Origin of the sequence: Pseudomonas yamanorum, from assembly GCF_900105735.1 — a bacterium.
In the GTDB taxonomy this organism is placed as follows: domain Bacteria; phylum Pseudomonadota; class Gammaproteobacteria; order Pseudomonadales; family Pseudomonadaceae; genus Aquipseudomonas; species Aquipseudomonas yamanorum.
The window spans coordinates 6,052,457-6,069,842 of the sequence record NZ_LT629793.1; the positions used below are offsets into that span (position 1 = coordinate 6,052,457).

Here is a 17,386-nt window from a genome sequence, read left to right on the forward strand (position 1 = left end):
GATGAACTACGTAATGGGTGTGGACATCGGCACGCAGAGCACCAAGGCGCTGCTGGTGGATGCGGACGGCTTGATCATCGCCCAGCACAGCCAAGGGTATCGTGTGGATACCCCGAAAGTGCGCTGGGCCGAGCAGTGGCCGCAGGTCTGGCTGGATGCGGTCGAGACCTGCGTCGCCCAGTGCATGGCCAAGGCTGGCGTAGGGAAAGAGCAGGTCAAGGCGCTGTGCATCAGCAGCCTGTATGGCGGCTCCGGAATTGCCGTGGACGCGCAGATCACGCCGCTGCACCCGTGCCTGATCTGGATGGACCGGCGCGCGGGCGAGCAAGTGGAGTGGGTGCGCGAGCATGTGGACCTGGAGCGGCTGTTCGCGATTACCGGTAACTCGGTGGACAGCTACTACGGCTTCACCAAGATGCTCTGGCTCAAGCAACACCAGCCGCAGGTGTGGGCCAACACCCGTTACCTGCTGCCGCCCAACAGCTACATCAACTGGTGCCTGACCGGTGAGTTGGCGGTGGATCACAGCAGCGCTGGCAATATCGGTGGCGTCTACGATGTGGCCCGGCGTGGCTGGTCGGCCGAAATGCTGGCGGCGCTTGGGATTCCGTTGGCGATGATGCCGGAGCGCTTGCTGTATTCCGGTGAAGTGGTCGGCGGTTTGCTCGAGGAATGGGCCCGGCGATTGGGCTTGCAGGCGGGTACGCCGATCCTTGCCGGAGGCGTGGATGCGGCCATGGCCACATTGGCGGCAGGAGTGACGCGACCGGGCAATCACGTGGCGATGATTGGCACCAGCATGTGTTGGGGTTATCTCAATCAGCAGGTGGACGCGCGCCATGGCCTGGTGAGCATGCCCCACGTCTATAACGGCCATCAGGACCTGTACATCTTCGGCGGTGCGATTACCGCCGGGGCGTCGGTGAGCTGGTTTCGCGAGCAGTTCTGCCAGGCCGAAGAGCAGCAGGCCAGGGAGACCGGGCAGGACAGTTTGTGGCTGCTGGAGCAGAGCGCTGCGAAGATCCCGGCGGGCAGTGAGGGGCTGTTGTTCCTGCCGTACCTCATGGGCGAACGCAGCCCGGTGTGGGATGACCGCGCCAGCGGCAGCTTTGTCGGGCTGAACCTGTATCACAGCCGCATCCACCTGTACCGCGCGGTGCTTGAAGGGGTGAGTTTTGCCCTGCGGCACAATATCGAAGCGGGCACCCGTGGGGCGCATTCCCTTGATCCACGGTTGATTGTGGTGGGTGGGGCGAGCCATTCGGATTTGTGGATGCAGATTATTGCGGACATCACCCACTACCCGGTCTACACCATCGTGCAAGAGGTGGAGGCAGCGCTGGGTGCGGCGTTGTTGGCGGCCCATGCAGTGGGGTTGGTGGATGATCGGGAGATGGAGAAGGGCTGGGTGCAGTTGGAGCTGCGGGCGGAGCCGGAGGTTGGGAATGTCGGGGTGTATGACCGGGCATTTGCCGAGTATTTGAAACTGTATCCGGCGCTGAAACCGGTGATGCACAGCTTGCAGAACGCTTAAGCGAACACCGATCAAAAGTGTGGGAGCTGGCTTGCCTGCGATGGCGGTGCATCAGTAACAAGTGGGTTAAATGACCCACCGCTATCGCAGGCAAGCCAGCTCCCACATTGGATCTTCATTGTTTCCGGGATACCTGCCATGAACGCCACTTTTGATTTTACCCACCAGCGCATCCTCGTCACCGGCGCCAGCAGCGGCATCGGCCGGGAAATCGCCCTGCAATTGATCGCCAGCGGCGCCGAGGTTTTCGCGCTGGGCCGCGACGCCCAGTCCCTGGCCCAACTCGGCTGCGAAACCCTGTGCCTGGACATCGCCAACAGCACCGCCCTGGACCTGGCCCTGCAAGGCCTGCCGCCGATGCACGGCCTGGTCAACTGCGCCGGCATCTCTCGCCTGGAGCCGGCGGCTGCCATCAGCGCCGAAGCCTTCGATCAGGTGATGAACGTCAACGCCCGCGCCGCCGCCCAGGTCGCCAGCCGTATCGCCGATGCAATGATTGAAGCCAAGATTCCCGGCAGCATCGTCAACGTCTCAAGCCAGGCCTCACTGGTAGCCCTGGACGATCACCTCGGCTACTGCGCCTCGAAGGCCGCACTGGACGCCATCACCCGGGTGCAATGCGCGGAATGGGGCCGCTTCGGAATTCGCGTCAACAGCGTCAACCCCACCGTGACCCTGACGCCCATGGCGCAGATGGCATGGTCGGCACCGGCCAAGCGCGACCCGGCATTGGCGGCGATTCCCCTCGGGAGGTTTGCCGAAACGGCGGAGGTGGCCCTGCCGGTGCTGTTCCTGCTGAGCGATGCCGCCAGCATGATCAGCGGCGTCAGCCTGCCGATCGATGGCGGCTATACCAGCCGCTAGCCGTTCTCCAGTTTGCCGGCGATTACCACTTTGTCCCGCGGTTTGTGCGGGTCTTCGAGGCGGTCCAGCAGCAGTCGCACTGCGCTGCTGCCGGCCAGTGACGCGTCATGGGCCACGCAGGCAATCGGCACGCCGAAGATATCGGCGAAGGGCAGGCGGTCGATGCCGCAGATGGTCAGGCTGTCGTGGGGGATGTTGTGCATGCGCAACGCACGCAACGCGCCGAGGGTGATCAACTGGTTGAAGCCCATGATCGCGTCCGGCGCCGAATGCTCGGCCAGGTAGTCGAGGGTGTGCAGGTAGGAGGGCATCAGCGTGTAGTCGCCGGCACACACTTCGACCTGCACCTGCGGGTGATCGGCCAGGACTTCTTTCAAGCCCTTGAGGCGTTCCATGGTGATGCGCGAATGCTCCGGCCCGGTCAGCACCAGCAGGCGCTTGAGATTCGGGGTTTGCCGCACCAGGTACTGCGCCGCCTCGATGCCGCTGTGGTAGTTGTCCAGTACCACGCGGCTGAACGGACTCTCGTGGATGGTGCGGTCAAGCAACACCACCGGGGTCTTGCCGTTGCCCAGGCGCTCCAGGTAGTCCGGCTGGTAGCTGGGCTCATCGGAGACCGGCGATAAAATAATCCCCGCCACGCGGTAGCCCAGCAGGGTGTCGACCGCCTTGCTTTCCAGTTCTTCCAGCTCATCGGTGTCCACCAGCATGATGGTGTAGCCGTGCTTTTTCGCCTCGCGGGAAATCGCCTTGATCATCTCGCTGTAGAAGGGGTTGTCCACCGAGGCGGTAATCACGCCGATGATCAGGCTTTCGCTGCGCTTGAGCCCGCGGGCGAAGGCGTTGGGCACGTAGTCCAGCTCTCGCGCCACCTCGAGAATCCGCGCCAGGGTGGCGGGCTTGACCAGGTCGGGTTTGCTCAGCGCACGGGACACCGTGATGGTGGTCATGTTGACCCGTTTGGCGATGTCGCTGATGGTGACGGATTTTTTCTTGTTCATCGGCAGGGGGAAACCAGGAGAAAACAACCTGAGGCTACCATGTGCACGGGATCAAATCACCGGATCCCAGCGCTGCGACCAATCCTTTTCCGCCTCCACCACCGCCCGCAGCAAGCCCAGCGCCTGCTGCAAAACCGCCGAGTCGCGCTCGCGGGAATACACCAGGTACGTTGGAAAGCTGAACTCGGGCGCCTTGGGCACCCGCTCCATCACACCGCTGTCCAGGTAGCTCTGCACCACCCGCGTACGGAAATACCCGGCGCCGCCATTCTCCAGGATGTACTGCAAGGCCAACGGCCCGAGATTGAAACTCAGGGCGGCGCGGGCTTTGTCCGGCAGGGCCGCGTCGTGTTGCTGACGGAAGCCCTGGCCCCAGTCGATGTACACGTAGGGCTCGGGCCGGGCCGCCAGCTGCACCAGGATCAGTTTTTCTTCCAGCACCTGCTCCACCTGCAACCCCGGCCAGTATTGCGGCTGGAACACCAGTGCAGCGTCCAGTACCCCCAGCTCCAGTTGGCGCAACAGGTACTCGCCCTCGCGAATCTCGGTGCGCAGCGCATAGCCGGGGATGTGTTCACGCAGGGCTTGGGCCCAGCCGAGCATCAACGGGTTGCACAGGCTGACTTCGCCACCGATGTGCAGCACGTTGCGGTAACCATCGGGCAACGGCAGGTCGCGGCGGGCGGCTTCCCAGGTTTGTACCAGCTGGTTGGCGTAGACCACAAAGGCCTCGCCGTCCGGGGTCAGGCGCGCACCGGCGCGGTTGCGCACGAACAGGGTGCTGTTGAGCTGGCTTTCGAGGTTCTTGACGCGGGCGGTGATCGCCGTCTGGGTGACGTGCAGCTTCTCGGCCGCCGCGGCGAGGCTGCCGCAGCGGGTGATTTCGAGGAAGGTGCGTGCCAGTTCGATGTCCATGAAACCCCCTTGGATGATAGGAGGCATTGTAGGGGTTGATGATTGGAATACGGACAAAAATGTGGGAGCGGGCTTGCTCGCGAAGGCGGTGTGTCAGTCAAGATATCCGGTGACTGACACACCGCCTTCGCGAGCAAGCCCGCTCCCACAGTTTGATTGCATTTCAGGTTGGGGTTTTTGGGGCTTGCAGGTGCTCGGTTGGAAAAGCCTTGGCATACGCCTGGCAAACTCTCAGCACCTGCTCATCCGCAAACCGCGCCCCCACCACATGCAACCCCACCGGCAACCCATTCGCTGCCAACCCGCACGGCACCGACGCCGCCGGTTGCTGGGTCAGGTTGAAGGGATAGGTAAACGGCGTCCATTCCATCCACTCCCCAAGGCCCGAGCCCGGCGGCACGTTATGCCCGGCCTCGAACGCGGTGATCGGCATCATCGGCGAAACCAGCACATCGTAATGTTCATGGTATGCCGCCATGCGCGCCACCAGCGCAGCCCGTGCTTCCAGCGCCGCACTGTAGTCACTGAGGCTGATCTGCTCGCCCAGTCGGGCAATGCGCAGCAACCCCGGGTCCATCAGTTGCCGTTGCGCATCGCTTAACGGCCCGGCCAGGCGCGCCGCACCGGCAAACCACAGGGTATTGAACACCTCCAGCGGATCACTGAACCCCGGATCAATCTGCTCAACATGGGCACCCAACTGCACCAGGCCTTCGACCGCTTTGGCGACGACCCTGGCCACTTGCGGGTCCACGTCCACATAACCGAAGTTCGGGCTATAGGCGATACGCAGGCCCTTCAAGTCAGCCCCAGCCTGCAACCATGGCGTGGTCCGGGGCGCGCCGATCAAACCGTCCCGCGCGTCTGGTTGCGCGATGGTTTGCAGCATCAGCACCGAGTCTTCCACGGTGCGGGTCATCGGCCCCAGGTGAGACAAAATAGTCATTGAACTGGCCGGCCATTGCGGCACATAACCGAAAGTCGGCTTGATGCCAAAGGTGCCGGTGAATGCGCAGGGAATCCGGATCGAGCCACCGGCATCGCTGCCCTGGTGCAGCACGCCCAGGTTCAAGGCCGCCGCCGCACCGGCACCGCCGGACGAACCGCCCGCCGTCATGCGCGTGTCCCACGGATTGCGAGTAATCCCATACAACGGATTATCGGTGACGCCTTTCCACCCGAACTCCGGCGTGGTGGTCTTGCCCAGCAGCACCGCGCCGGCCTTGCGCATGAAGGCCGAGAAGGGCGCATCCACCTCCCACCGGCCCTCGGCGGAGGTGGTGCGCGAACCCTTGCGCGTCGGCATGCCGATGGTCTGCGTCAGGTCCTTGATGGACGCCGGCACACCGTCCAGCGCCCCGCACGGCTGGCCCTTGAGCCAGCGCTGTTCCGAGGCTCGGGCCGCGTTCAAGGCGCCTTCCGGGTCGACGTGGCAGTAGGCGTTGACCGCCGGGTTGTAGCGTTCGATTCGCAGCAATGCGTCTTCGGTGACTTCCACCGGCGACAGGCGTTTATCCCGATAGAGAGCCAGCAGCTCAACAGCGGTCAGGTTGGCGATATCCGTCATGCCGCTTTCCCTCCTTGCGCCGCGTTGACCATGGCCCGCAGCAACACGGCGCAGCCCGCCGCCAGGTCATCCGGCGCGGCGTTTTCGATTTCGTTGTGGCTGATGCCGCCTTCGCATGGCACAAAAATCATCCCGGCCGGGCCCAGTTCGGCGACGAAGATCGCGTCATGCCCGGCGCCGCTGACGATGTCCATATGGCTCAGGCCCAGAGCGCTTGCACCCTCGCGCACGGCGTTGACGCAGGCGGGGTTGAAGTCCAGCGGCGGGAAGTCGGCGGTAGGCGTCAGTTCAAAGCTCAGCCCGTGTTGCTCGGCAGTCGCTTCGATCACCTGGCGCACTTCGTCGACCATCGCTTGCAGCTTGTCGGCGTGCAGGTGGCGCAGGTCGATGGTCATGTGCACCTGGCCGGGAATCACGTTGCGTGAGCCGGGATGCAGGCTCAGGCAACCGACAGTGCCGCAGGCATGGGGTTGTTGTTCGTGGGCGATGCGATTCACCGCGCTGACCACTTGCGCCGCGCCTACCAAGGCGTCCTTGCGCAGGTGCATCGGCGTCGGGCCGGCATGGGCTTCGACGCCGGTGAGGGTCAGGTCAAACCATTTCTGGCCCAGGCAGCCCATGACCACACCGATGGTGGTGGCCTGGTCTTCCAGCACCGGGCCCTGTTCGATATGCGCCTCGAAATAGGCACCCACCGGATGACCCAGTACCGCACGGGAACCGGCATAGCCGATGCGCTGCAATTCGGCGCCCACTGACAGGCCGTGCTCGTCCTGTTTGTCGAGGGTTTCCTGCAAGTCGAATTTACCGGCGAATACCCCGGAACCCATCATGCACGGCGGAAAACGCGAGCCCTCTTCGTTGGTCCACACCACCACTTCAATCGGCGCTTCGGTCTCCAGGTTCAAATCGTTGAGGGTGCGGATCACTTCCAGGCCGGCCATCACGCCATAGCAGCCGTCGAACTTGCCGCCGGTAGGCTGGGTGTCGATATGGCTGCCGGTCATCACCGGCGCCAGTGCCGGATTACGCCCGGCGCGGCGGGCAAAGATATTGCCGATGGCGTCGACGCTGACGCTGCACCCGGCCGCCTCGCACCATTGCACAAACAGGTCGCGGGCCTGGCGGTCAAGGTCGGTGAGGGCCAGGCGACATACGCCACCTTTTGGCGTGGCGCCCAGGCGGGCGAGGTCCATCAACGATTGCCAAAGGCGGTCGCGGTTGATCAGCGGGGCGTTGCTCTGGAGCGGTTGCGCAAAACTATTCATCAGCAGTCTCCGGTCAGGCACTCAGGGCCAGGTAACGGTTCTTGATCGTCGGGTCGGCGCGGAAGGCTTCGGCACTGCCTTCGTACACCACGCGGCCTTGTTCGAGGACGTAATGGCGGTCGGCGAGCTTGTCGCAGACCATCAGGTTCTGTTCCACCAGCAGCACCGGCAGGCCGTCTTCCTTGACCTTGAGCAGGATCTTTACCAGTTCGTCGACGATCACCGGCGCGAGGCCTTCGGTGGGTTCATCGAGGATCAGCAGCTTCGGATCGTTGAGCAGGGCGCGGGCGATGGCGAGCATCTGCTGCTCGCCGCCAGACAGTGCGTGGCCGGCGTTTTTGCGGCGCTCCTTGAGGCGCGGGAACATGCCGTACACGTCTTCCATCTGCCAGCGGCTGGTCTTGCGCACCGCGATGCGCAGGTTTTCCTCGACGGTCAGCAGGCGGAAGATCCCGCGGTTCTCCGGCACCAGCGCCAGGCCCTGACGGGCGATTTCGAAGATTTTCTGCCCTACCAGTGGCTGGCCGTTGAAGTGAATCTGGCCCTGGCGCGGGCAGATAATCCCGAGGATGCTGCGCAGGGTGGTGGTCTTGCCGGCACCATTGCGCCCCAGCAGGGTCACCAGTTCGCCGGGATTGACGGTCAGGGACACGCCTTCAAGGACATGGCTCTTGTCGTAGTAGGAATGGATATTGTCGACGGTCAGCATCAGGCGGCTTCTCCCAAATAGGCGGTGCGCACGCGCTCGTCGGCGCGCACGAATTCCGGTGTGCCTTCCACCAGGATCTGGCCGTGGCTCATCACGGTGATGCGTTGGCTGATGGACATGACGATGCTCATGTTGTGCTCGATCAACAGCACGGTATGGTCGCGACCGAGGTCGCTGATCAGTTGGGTCATGATCGGAATGTCGTCGATGCCCATGCCCGAGGTGGGTTCGTCGAGCATCAGCAGCTTGGGTCTGGAGCAGATCGACATGCCGACTTCCAGCACCCGCTGCTGGCCGTGGGACAACTCGCCGGCCAGGGTGTCGGCGCGGGCGGTGAGTTGCAGGCGTTCCAGCACCTGGTCGGCCATCTCCAGGTGTTCGCGCTTGCTGTCGACCCGGCGCCAGAAGTTCAGGGCGCGGGCACCGTCGCGGCCCTGGGCGGCCAGGCGCAGGTTCTCGCGCACGCTGAGGTTCTGGAACAGGCTGGTGAGCTGGAACGAGCGGGCCATGCCCAGGCCGACGCGGCCGTGGGCCGGTTTGCGCATCAGGTTCTTGCCGTCGAAATGGATCGCCCCGGCGGTGGCCTGGCGTTCGCCGGTCAGGCAGTGGAACAGACTGGTCTTGCCGGCGCCATTGGGGCCGATGATGGTGTGGATGGTGCCGGCTTCCACCTTGAGGTTGACGCCGTTCACGGCGTGGAATGCGCCGTAGGCCAGTTCCAGGTTCTTGGTTTCCAACAGGATGCTCATGACAGCTTCTCCTTGCTCACAACGTCGGCCTTGCGGCTGCCGCGCACACGTTCGAACAGGGTCGACAAGCCGCCCCACAAACCGCCGCGCATGAAGATCACTACCAGGATCAGAATTACCCCCAGCAGCATCAGCCAGCGCGGCCACAGGTCGGACAGGAAGTCCCCCAGCAGCACGATGGAACCGGCGCCCAGCAAGGAGCCGAACAGCGAGCCGGTGCCGCCGACGATGGTCATGATCAGAATGTTCTCGGACATCGCCAGGTCGATGTTCGACAGCGGCACAAAGTGCAGCAGCATCGCGTACAGCGCCCCGGCAATCCCGGTCACGGCGCCAGACAACACGAACACCAGGATCTTGAAGTGGCGGGTGTCGTAGCCGATGGCCGAGGCTCGGGTTTCATTTTCGCGGATCGCCATCAGCGTGCTGCCGAATGGCGAGGCGATCACTCGGCGGGCGCCGATGAAGATCAACAGGAACAGCACCGCGACAAAACCGTAAAACGCGCGGGCATCGGTCAGCGACAACAGCACCGTGTCACCGAGACGGATTTCCGGGCGCGGCACGCTGAGCAGGCCGTTGTCGCCGCCCGTCCAGTCGCTCAGGGTGTAGGCGACGAAGTAGGCCATCTGGCTGAAGGCCAGAGTCAGCATCACGAAGTAAATGCCGGTGCGACGGATCGCCAGGGCACCCACCAGAAACGCCAGGAAACCTCCGGCGACCGCAGCGCCCAGCAATGCGCTGAACAGGCCCAGTTGCAGGTGAATCATCAGCAACGCCGCGCAGTAGGCGCCGGCCCCAAAGAAGATGCCTTGGCCGAACGACAGCAGCCCGGTGTAACCCAGCAGCAGGTTGCAGGCGAGGGCGGCCATGGCAAAGATCAGGATCTCGGTGGCCAGGGTTGCCGAGGGCAGAATCAACGGCAGGCCGATCAACACCGCGAGCACCAACAGCAGCATGTAGCGCGACTGGGTCTTGGCGAACGGCAGGGGATTTTTCTCGCTCATGTCAGGCTCTCCCGAACAGGCCGTAAGGACGCACCAGAATCACCACGGCCATTGCGCCGTAGATCATCAAGCTTGCGCCCTGGGGCCAGAGTGTGGTCATCAGGCTTTGCACCACGCCGACCAACAGGCCGCCCACCAGTGCGCCGCTGAAGGAACCCATGCCGCCAATCACCACCACCACGAACGCCACGCCGAGGATTTCCGGGCCGACAAAGGGCTGGGCGCCGCGCAACGGGGCGAACAGCACACCGGCAACGCCGGCCAGGGCCACGCCGAGGGCGAAGGTCATGGAGAACAGGCGAAAGATGTTGGTGCCCAGCAGGGATACGGTTTCCGTACTTTCACTGCCGGCCCGCACCAGGGCGCCGAAGCGTGTGCGTTCCAGCAGCAGCCACAGGCCCAGACCGACGAGGCCGGAAAACACGATCAGGAACAGGCGGTAGTAGGGGTAGACGAAATCACCGACCACCAGCACCCCGCGCAGCAATTCCGGTACGGCGACGCTTTTGCCCACCGGGCCCCAGATCATCACGCTGGCTTCCTGGATGATCAGGGCGATCCCCAGGGTCACCAGAATCTGGAACATGTGCGGCAAATGATAAATCCGCTGGATCAATAATCGCTCGATCACCCAGGCCAGCGCGGCCACCACCAGCGGCGCAATCAGCAGTGCCAGCCAGAAATTGCCGGTAAGGCTGACGGCGGTGTAGCAGATGTAGGCGCCCAGCAAAAAGAACGCACCGTGGGCGAAGTTGACGAAGTTCAGCAGGCCGAAAATGATCGTCAAGCCGACCGCGATCAGGAAGTAAATCATCCCAAGGCCCAGGCCGTTGAGAATCTGGAACAGGTAAAGATTAAGCATGCAGGAACCCTCGGCAGGCGGCCGCGTGAGCGGCCCTGCGCTGTGTCACCAGTAGATTTTCAGCGGATCAGCCGAGCACGCAGCCCGTGGCTTCCACCGGCGGGAACGACTGGCCGGAGCTGAGCACCTTGGCCAGGTCATCCTTGTCGGCCATGTCGCCGGCGGCCTTGCCCACCAGCAGGTAGTAATCCTTGATCACCTGATGGTCGCCGGCGCGGATCGACTCCTTGCCGGTGGGGCCTTCGTAGCTCAGACCCTGCATGGCCTTGGCCACGGTCGGCCCGTCGAAACTGCCGGTTGAGATGATGGTTTCGAGCATGACCTTGGTGCTGATGTAGTCAGCGGCCAGCGGGTAGGTGGGGTTGATGCCGTATTTGGCCTTGGTCAGTTTCACCAGGTCGCGGTTGAGCGGGGTGTCGACCTGATGCCAGTACTGAGCGCCGAGGTACACGCCTTCCAGTACGTCACTGCCCAGTTCCTGGAACTGGTCGAGGCCGGCGGACCACACCAGCAGCACTTTCATGCGCTCCTTGATACCGAAGTTCACCGCCTGGCGCAGAGTGTTGGACGACTGGCTGCCGAAGTTCAGCAGCACCAGCACGTCGGGTTTGGCGGCGATTGCGTTGGTCAGGTAGCCGGAGAATTCCTGCTCCTGCAGCGAGTGGTAGCTGTTGCCGGCGTGTTCCAGGCCATGCTCGGCCAGCACCGATTTGGCGCCTTCGAGCAGGGCTTCGCCGAATACGTATTGCGGGGTGATGGTGTACCAGCGCTTGGCGTCGGGCAGCAGCTTGATCAGCGGCACGAGGGTCTCGCGGATCGCACCGTAGGTCGGCACTGACCAGCGGAAGGTTGCGCTGTTGCAGTCCTTGCCGGTGACTTCATCGGCGCCCACCGGGGTCATGAACACGCCACCGGCCTTGCTCACTTCCTTGGCCACCGCGAGTGCCGAAGACGAAAGGGTGCAGCCCTGGAAGAAGCGTGCGCCGTCCTGCTGGATCGCTTCCTGGACCTTGCGCACGGCCTTGCCGGCGTTGCCTTCGGTGTCGATCACCTTGTAGTTCAGCGGGCGACCGAGCAACTCGGGATGCTGTTCTACCGCGAGGCGCGAACCCATGTCGGCAAATTTGCCATAACTGGCAAAGGCGCCAGACATGGACTTGAGGCCGTAAAAGGTAAAGGGCTCTGCGGCGAATGCAGAACGCACGCTCAGCGGGAGGCTGAGGGCGGCGGCTGCGGTGAGACTGGCTTTCAACAACGTACGACGCTGCATGGGGTGACTCCCTGGATTAGTTATTGGCAGGAGTGGCAATGGCGATACGGTGGAGCACGGCCTGTGGGCAGGCCTTTTATTGGGGGTTGGGGGGTGTCAGTGGTTGTGATCGAACTCCAGTAGAAAGTGCGGGCTGACCTCACCTTCAAGGGCGGTCATGTGGTGTTCGGCGTCGCACATGTGTTCGTGCATCAGGCTGCGTACGGTGGCTTCGTCTTCGGCTCGGAAGGCGATCAGCAGTTGCTTGTGGTAGTCGAGGTTGGCGGCGTCGAATTGCTTGCGCTTGGGTTTGTAGGCTTTTTTCAGGACGACCAGGTCGCGCAGCAGGTCGTTGAGGAATTGCGCCATGAAGCTCAGCAGCGGGTTGGGGCAGGCCTTGGCCAGCAGGTTGTGGAATTCCAGTTCGGCGATGCGTTGTTCGCGTTGGCCGGCTTCGCTGTCTTCGGGGGCGCTGCAAAAATCGACGTTGTCCTGGAGGGCGCGGTAGTCGTCTTCGCTCAGGCGGCCCAGCACGGAGACGGCGAGTTCGACTTCGATGACTTTGCGCAGTTGGTAGACCTGCTCGCCGTCCAGGTGCTGGAAGTGCAGGTAGTTGCGCAAGGCGCGGCTGGCGGGTTCGGTGCCGGCCTGGTTGAGGTAGGCCCCGCCGCTGGGGCCGGTGCGGGTGTTGACCAGGCCTTCGACTTCCAGCGCCTTTAGGGCTTCGCGGGCGGAGCCTTTGGAGCACTGGAAGCTTTCCATCAGTTCGCGTTCGGTGGGCAAACGGTCGCCGGGCTTGAGTGCATCGGTGACGATTGAGCGTTTGACCGACTCGACGATCACGTCGGAGAGCTTCTGGCGTTTGCGGCGCAACGGGCGGCTTAGCATGGTGGTTGATTGATCCTATTAATGCGCATTAATAGTACTTAATAGGGGTTTGGGGTGGGGCGTCAACGGAGGGGGTCGTTTTTGGTTTGGATGGGTCGTAAATGGTGGGGGTGTGTATATCCGTTATTTAGGTAACGGCCGCTTAGGGTTCCGCTCTTACAGCGGCTCACTTTTGAACAGCGCAAAAGTAAGCAAAACGCTCTTGCCCCACCACTCGGCACCTCGCTTAGGCTCGGTGTGCCCTCACTCCGGCTTTGGACCGTGGGCCGCCGTCATGGGCCATCCCTGGCCCAGGACGGCTAACCTGGCGTCCTGCCAGGTTACCCACGCTCCAAAGCCTGCGTTCGGCCAGCGTGGTTTAACGGGGCGCCTAAGATCAAGATCAAAAGCAGATCAAGAGCACAGCGGCCTACCGGCCGGCTTGAGTGTTGAAGAGCAAAATCAAAAGCTAAAGCGGGCACGGTCAAATGTGGGAGCTGGCTTGCCTGCGATGGCATCAACTGGGTGTACCTGATGTACCGAGGTGTCTGCATCGCAGGCAAGCCAGCTCCCACAGAAAAGCAGAGCTGCATCAGCTTCAGATTTGGCTTTCGCTCTGGATCTTGCCTTTGCTTTTAACACTCAAGCCGGCCGGTAGGCCGCTGTGCTCTTGCTTTTGATTTTGATTTTGATCTGACTGCCCCAATAAGCCCGAGGCCGAACGCAGGCAGTGCGGAGCGGGTAAACCGGCAGGACGCCGGTTTAGCCGCGCCGGGCCATGGATGGCCCGTCGCGGCGGCCCGCGGAGCAATGCCGGAGTGAGGGAACACCGAGCCTAGGCGAGGTGCCGACAGGCGGGGCAGAGCCCTTTGCTTACTTTGGGGCTTTTCCAAAGTGAGCCGCTGTAAGAGCGGAACCATAAGCCGCCGTGACCGAAGAAACGGATATGTACACATGCATGGCGCAGTAATTGCGTACCCCCCCAAACCCCAACCCCAAAAAAAGGAGCACCCCCCATGCAACTACGCGCCTTGCGATATTTCCACGAGGTCGCCCGCTGCGCCTCCCTGCGTAAGGCAGCCGAACGTCTATACGTCACCCCAACCGCCGTCAGCCGCCAGATCGAACACCTGGAACACTTCTTCGGCGCCGCCCTGATTGAACGCGGCCCCCGCGGCATCCGCCTCACCGCCGAGGGCGAATGCCTGGCCGAACAAGTCACCTCAACCCTGCGCGGCCTCGACCAGGTACGCGAAGTCATCGCCAGCCGCCAAAGCCAGGTAGCCGGTAACATCAGCATCCATGTGTCAGAAAGTATCGTTTCCACCGTACTCGCCCCGGTACTCGCCACCTTCTACCGCGGCCATCCCAAGGTCACCTTCAACATCGTAATCGCCAGTGCATCGGCCACCCTCGACGCCCTGTGCAGCGGCGAGGCAGACCTGGGCCTGGCGTTCTACCTGCAAGAACGCGCCGACGTCGAAGTCACTGCCCATTGCCAGCTGTGGCACCGGGTGCTGGTCAGCGCCGAACACCCCTTCGCCCAACGCGAAAGCATCGAATTGAGCGAACTGCAAGGCCAGCCCCTGGCGATTCCCGACTCGGCCTACGGCGTGCGCCAGGCCCTGGAAGTGGCCGCGAAAAAACGCGGTGTCACCCTCGACCCCGTGTTCACCACCAGCTCCCTGGAAGTGCAGAAGAGCCTGGCCCGGCAACGGGCAGCGGTGCTGATTTTGCCCCAGGTCGAGGCAGACGTACGGGACTTGGGCGACGGCCTGGTCGCCGTGCCGATCGCCGATGAAGACCTCGGCCGCATCCGCATCGACCTCTGCGTGTACCGCAACCGCCCCCGTTCGGTGGCGGTGCTCAAGTGCCAGGAAATGCTGGCGGGGGCGATGCAGCGTTGTTCGCTGAACTGAGTCTCAGAAGATGTTGATCGGCACATTGGCAACGAGGCGGAACTCATCGTAGCTGCCGTCAATCTGCCCGCCGCTGGCGCGGTGGTTGTAGACGATGGTGCGCAGTACGGTGTTCTTGAGTGTTCCGGACTGAATCACATAGGCCACCATCAAGCCGTTTTCGTTGTGCTTGGCGCCATCCAGGCTGCGCACGTTGTAGCCGGTGTTGTGGCCGTTGCGGTCGCCATCGTAATGGGTGCCGTCGATGTCCCAACCCTTGGCGTGCCACAGGCTGGCAGTGAGGCCGGGCACGCCGTAGGCGGCGAAGTCCAGGTCGTAGCGCAGTTGCCAGGACTTTTCGTTGGGGCCGTTGTAGTCCGAGTACAGCGAGTTGGCCATGTAGTTGCCGGTGGACTCCCACACGTAGTCGAAGTATTCATTGCCAAACACCTGCTGCCAGGCCAGCGTCAGGCTGTGGGCCAGGTGCGTGGCGGTGAAGGCCAGGCTGGCGGCGTTGTTGTCGATGTAGCCGAGGTTTTTGTCGCCCGAATCACTGGTGTGGTAGTAGTTGAAGGCGGCCTTCAGGGCGATGTCGCTTTTATCGCCGATGCGGTGGATCAGGCCGACGTAGGTCTGGTCCCACATGTCCTCGAAGCGCGAGGCGTAGACGCTGGCTTCCAGCCCGTAACCCGGCTTTACCGTGGCCCCCAGGTAGCTGATGCGCGCACCGCTGTAGGCGCGGTTGCCGAAGGTGGTGGTGAGCTTTTCGGCGCCGGTGCCGGTGCGCGGAATCGCCCGCTCGAAGCTGCCGCCCTGCACCGACAACCAGTCGAATTCGTTGCTGAACAGTCCCACGCCCTGGAAGCTGGAGGGCAGGGCACGGTTGTCCTTGTAGCGCAGGATCGGGTTGTCGGTCATCAGCCGGCCCGCCTTGATCTCGGTGCTGGACAGGCGCAAACGCACGTCGCCCACACCCAGGCGGCTCCAGGTGGGAATCGCATCGCCGTCGCCGTCTACCAGCACCCGGTCGCCACCATTGGCCACCTTGCCGTGGCCACGCTCCAGGTTGACCGCACTGAAGATTCCCGCATCCACGCCCACGCCAATCAGGCCCTGGGTGTAGCCGGAGCTGTACTTGAGCATGCTGGTCTGCACCCAGGTTTCCCGTACACGGGTGGGCTCGATGCCGCCGGGTTTCTTGATGCTCAGGTGGGTAGTGCGCTTGGTGTGCTGGTTGGAATAGTAGTGGCGCAGGTTAAGGTCTAGGGTGCTGCCTTCGAGGAAGCCCGGTGCACTGGCTTGAGCGTTCTCTTGGGCGAAAGCCTGGGTGCTGGACGCCAGGGTGACGGCCAGTAAAAGACGTGAATACATGGTAAATCCCCATACAAATCAGACGTAAGGCGACCGTCCCGGCAGACCCTCAGGTGCTGCCGGTCGGTGGCGAAAAGACGCGGGACAGTGGGAAAAGGTATTCAGCGAACCGAAGCTTCTGTGAGCCGGGTTTCGCGGGCCGGGCTGCCGGGCAGCGACGGGCGGGTTTCCTTGGCGAACCAGGCGGCGGTGAGGCACACCAGGTTGGCGATCAGCAGGTACCAGACCGGTGACATTGGATCGCCGGTGGTGCCGATCAGCCAGGTAATGATGATCTGCGCGGTGCCGCCAAACGCCGCCACACCGAAGGCGTAGACGATGGAGAAACCGGTGGAGCGCACGGATTTCGGGAAGCTTTCCACCAATAGCACGATCAACGCCGCGCCGCTCATGCCGTGCAGGCCCGAGAGTACCGCGAGGGTCAGCAGGAAGGTCGCCGGGCTGGGGTGTTCGGTCATCAGTTGCAGGGCCGGGAACAGGATCAGCAGCAACACCACCCGCGGTGTCATCAGGATCACCCGGCGCCCGAAGCGGTCGCAGAGCATGCCGCCGGCCACCGCGCACACGGCCATGGCGGCGCCGGCCACCAGGGTCGAGAGCATGGAAATGCTGGTGGGCAGCTTCAGTTCGGTGAGGGCGAAGGTGGTCATGTAGTTGAGGAAGTACTGGGTGATGGTGCTGCCGGAAAGGATCAGCAACCCCAGCACCAGTGCGCGCCGGTGCTTGCCGCAGACTTCCCGTACCAGGTCGCCGGTGCTGGTTTGCTCGCCGTGGCCGTGGAAGGTTTCGGCGAGGTTGCGGCGGATGTAGATGCCGATCGGCAACACCAGCAGGCCGAACACGAACGGCACGCGCCAGCCCCAGCTATTGAGGTCTTCCGGGGACATGACCTTGGTCAGGGTGAACCCTACCAGCCCGGCCACCATGGCTGCGACGCCCTGGGCGACTACTTGCCAGCAGGCGTAGGTCCCGCGTTTGTGGGGTGGCGCCGCTTCGAGGATGTAGGTGGTGGCGGGGCCGGCTTCACCGCCCCAGGCCAGGCCCTGGATCATGCGGGTGAGCACCAGCAGGATCGGTGCCGCGATGCCGATGGTCTCGTAGCCGGGCAATATCGCGATGCTGCCGGTGCCCACGGCCATCATCACCAGGGTCAACAGCATAGCCGGTTTGCGCCCGACGCGGTCGGCGTAGGCGCCGATCAGCACCGCGCCCAGTGGTCTGACGATAAAGCCGATACCGAACGCGGTGACCGACAGCATCAAGCTGACGAAGGCGCTGTCGGACGGAAAAAACGTGTGGCCGATCATCACCGCAAAGGTTGCGTACACACCAAAGTCGAAAAACTCCACGGCGTTACCCAGGACCACGGCAAAAATGCTCTTTTTGCCGGCGTCCGGGGACGGTGTTTCGGGTGCGTGATCAGGATCGGATCGTGTCAATTGCTCAGTGTGCATACCAGCCCCTCGATTTTAGTTATAGGTCGTCCAAGCTCCCGGCCGTGTAGGCCCGGAGCTGGCGTGTGGGT

Annotated in this window: 15 protein-coding genes; 3 read left to right on the forward strand and 12 right to left on the reverse strand. The window is 63.1% G+C overall.

The annotated features are described in order from the left end of the window. Position 1: 1 nt before the first annotated feature. Both BLU46_RS28285 and BLU46_RS28290 read left to right on the forward strand, forming a co-directional pair. Complete coding sequence (locus BLU46_RS28285) at positions 2-1,534, forward strand: FGGY-family carbohydrate kinase (RefSeq protein WP_093208396.1); 1,533 nt, start codon at positions 2-4, stop codon at positions 1,532-1,534. Positions 1,535-1,672: 138 nt separating this feature from the next. Continuing rightward, on the forward strand, positions 1,673-2,398 hold the full coding sequence (locus tag BLU46_RS28290) for an SDR family oxidoreductase (RefSeq protein ID WP_093208399.1): 726 nt from the start codon (positions 1,673-1,675) through the stop codon (positions 2,396-2,398). On the opposite strand, the gene BLU46_RS28295 is transcribed toward BLU46_RS28290, so the two are convergent. The 10 genes from BLU46_RS28295 to BLU46_RS28340 form a co-directional block, all read right to left on the reverse strand. Then, on the reverse strand, positions 2,395-3,399 hold the full coding sequence (locus BLU46_RS28295) for a LacI family DNA-binding transcriptional regulator (RefSeq protein WP_063028922.1): 1,005 nt from the start codon (positions 3,397-3,399) through the stop codon (positions 2,395-2,397). The two genes, BLU46_RS28290 and BLU46_RS28295, sit on opposite strands and share 4 nt — an antisense overlap. 51 nt (positions 3,400-3,450) lie before the next feature. Next, the gene (locus BLU46_RS28300; protein WP_093208402.1) at positions 3,451-4,314 is read right to left on the reverse strand and encodes a LysR family transcriptional regulator; all 864 of its coding nucleotides are present in this window, start codon (positions 4,312-4,314) and stop codon (positions 3,451-3,453) included. 163 nt (positions 4,315-4,477) lie between these two features. Next, positions 4,478-5,881, reverse strand: a complete 1,404-nt coding sequence (locus BLU46_RS28305; protein ID WP_093208410.1) for an amidase — start codon at positions 5,879-5,881, stop codon at positions 4,478-4,480. After that, on the reverse strand, positions 5,878-7,149 hold the full coding sequence (locus BLU46_RS28310) for a Zn-dependent hydrolase (RefSeq protein ID WP_093208415.1): 1,272 nt from the start codon (positions 7,147-7,149) through the stop codon (positions 5,878-5,880). Before BLU46_RS28310 ends, BLU46_RS28305 begins: the two co-directional genes overlap by 4 nt. A gap of 13 nt (positions 7,150-7,162) precedes the next feature. After that, entirely contained in the window at positions 7,163-7,858 is a 696-nt protein-coding gene (locus BLU46_RS28315; protein WP_093208418.1) for an ABC transporter ATP-binding protein, read from the reverse strand. Then, positions 7,858-8,607: an ABC transporter ATP-binding protein gene (locus BLU46_RS28320; protein WP_003215756.1), complete on the reverse strand. Its 750-nt coding sequence runs from the start codon at positions 8,605-8,607 to the stop codon at positions 7,858-7,860. The genes BLU46_RS28315 and BLU46_RS28320 overlap by 1 nt, the downstream gene beginning before the upstream one ends. Then, positions 8,604-9,614, reverse strand: coding sequence for a branched-chain amino acid ABC transporter permease (locus tag BLU46_RS28325; RefSeq protein ID WP_063028930.1), 1,011 nt, complete (start codon positions 9,612-9,614; stop codon positions 8,604-8,606). Before BLU46_RS28325 ends, BLU46_RS28320 begins: the two co-directional genes overlap by 4 nt. A gap of 1 nt (position 9,615) precedes the next feature. Beyond that, entirely contained in the window at positions 9,616-10,476 is an 861-nt protein-coding gene (locus BLU46_RS28330; protein ID WP_015884776.1) for a branched-chain amino acid ABC transporter permease, read from the reverse strand. Between the two features lie 67 nt (positions 10,477-10,543). Then, positions 10,544-11,746, reverse strand: coding sequence for an ABC transporter substrate-binding protein (locus BLU46_RS28335; RefSeq protein ID WP_093208421.1), 1,203 nt, complete (start codon positions 11,744-11,746; stop codon positions 10,544-10,546). 96 nt (positions 11,747-11,842) lie between these two features. Further along, a complete protein-coding gene (locus BLU46_RS28340; protein WP_003215747.1) occupies positions 11,843-12,613 on the reverse strand; it encodes a FadR/GntR family transcriptional regulator in 771 nt (256 codons plus the stop codon). A 995-nt stretch (positions 12,614-13,608) separates the two neighbouring features. Here BLU46_RS28340 and BLU46_RS28355 point away from each other — a divergent pair. Beyond that, positions 13,609-14,511: a LysR family transcriptional regulator gene (locus tag BLU46_RS28355; protein ID WP_093208424.1), complete on the forward strand. Its 903-nt coding sequence runs from the start codon at positions 13,609-13,611 to the stop codon at positions 14,509-14,511. A gap of 3 nt (positions 14,512-14,514) precedes the next feature. Here BLU46_RS28355 and BLU46_RS28360 read toward each other — a convergent pair whose 3' ends face one another. After that, a complete protein-coding gene (locus tag BLU46_RS28360) occupies positions 14,515-15,861 on the reverse strand; it encodes an OprD family outer membrane porin (RefSeq protein WP_093208429.1) in 1,347 nt (448 codons plus the stop codon). A gap of 101 nt (positions 15,862-15,962) precedes the next feature. Beyond that, positions 15,963-17,315 (reverse strand): citrate-proton symporter, encoded by a 1,353-nt coding sequence (locus BLU46_RS28365; protein ID WP_063028934.1) that lies wholly within the window; start codon positions 17,313-17,315, stop codon positions 15,963-15,965. Positions 17,316-17,386 lie beyond the last annotated feature (71 nt).

Excerpts from the sequence above, each read along its gene's own strand:
- BLU46_RS28285 (WP_093208396.1), top strand. The coding sequence starts at position 2 with ATGAACTACGTAATGGGTGTGGACATCGGCACGCAGAGCACCAAGGCG.
- BLU46_RS28290 (WP_093208399.1), top strand. The coding sequence starts at position 1,673 with ATGAACGCCACTTTTGATTTTACCCACCAGCGCATCCTCGTCACCGGC.
- BLU46_RS28295 (WP_063028922.1), bottom strand. The coding sequence starts at position 3,399 with ATGAACAAGAAAAAATCCGTCACCATCAGCGACATCGCCAAACGGGTC.
- BLU46_RS28300 (WP_093208402.1), bottom strand. The coding sequence starts at position 4,314 with ATGGACATCGAACTGGCACGCACCTTCCTCGAAATCACCCGCTGCGGC.
- BLU46_RS28305 (WP_093208410.1), bottom strand. The coding sequence starts at position 5,881 with ATGACGGATATCGCCAACCTGACCGCTGTTGAGCTGCTGGCTCTCTAT.
- BLU46_RS28310 (WP_093208415.1), bottom strand. The coding sequence starts at position 7,149 with ATGAATAGTTTTGCGCAACCGCTCCAGAGCAACGCCCCGCTGATCAAC.
- BLU46_RS28315 (WP_093208418.1), bottom strand. The coding sequence starts at position 7,858 with ATGCTGACCGTCGACAATATCCATTCCTACTACGACAAGAGCCATGTC.
- BLU46_RS28320 (WP_003215756.1), bottom strand. The coding sequence starts at position 8,607 with ATGAGCATCCTGTTGGAAACCAAGAACCTGGAACTGGCCTACGGCGCA.
- BLU46_RS28325 (WP_063028930.1), bottom strand. The coding sequence starts at position 9,614 with ATGAGCGAGAAAAATCCCCTGCCGTTCGCCAAGACCCAGTCGCGCTAC.
- BLU46_RS28330 (WP_015884776.1), bottom strand. The coding sequence starts at position 10,476 with ATGCTTAATCTTTACCTGTTCCAGATTCTCAACGGCCTGGGCCTTGGG.
- BLU46_RS28335 (WP_093208421.1), bottom strand. The coding sequence starts at position 11,746 with ATGCAGCGTCGTACGTTGTTGAAAGCCAGTCTCACCGCAGCCGCCGCC.
- BLU46_RS28340 (WP_003215747.1), bottom strand. The coding sequence starts at position 12,613 with ATGCTAAGCCGCCCGTTGCGCCGCAAACGCCAGAAGCTCTCCGACGTG.
- BLU46_RS28355 (WP_093208424.1), top strand. The coding sequence starts at position 13,609 with ATGCAACTACGCGCCTTGCGATATTTCCACGAGGTCGCCCGCTGCGCC.
- BLU46_RS28360 (WP_093208429.1), bottom strand. The coding sequence starts at position 15,861 with ATGTATTCACGTCTTTTACTGGCCGTCACCCTGGCGTCCAGCACCCAG.
- BLU46_RS28365 (WP_063028934.1), bottom strand. The coding sequence starts at position 17,315 with ATGCACACTGAGCAATTGACACGATCCGATCCTGATCACGCACCCGAA.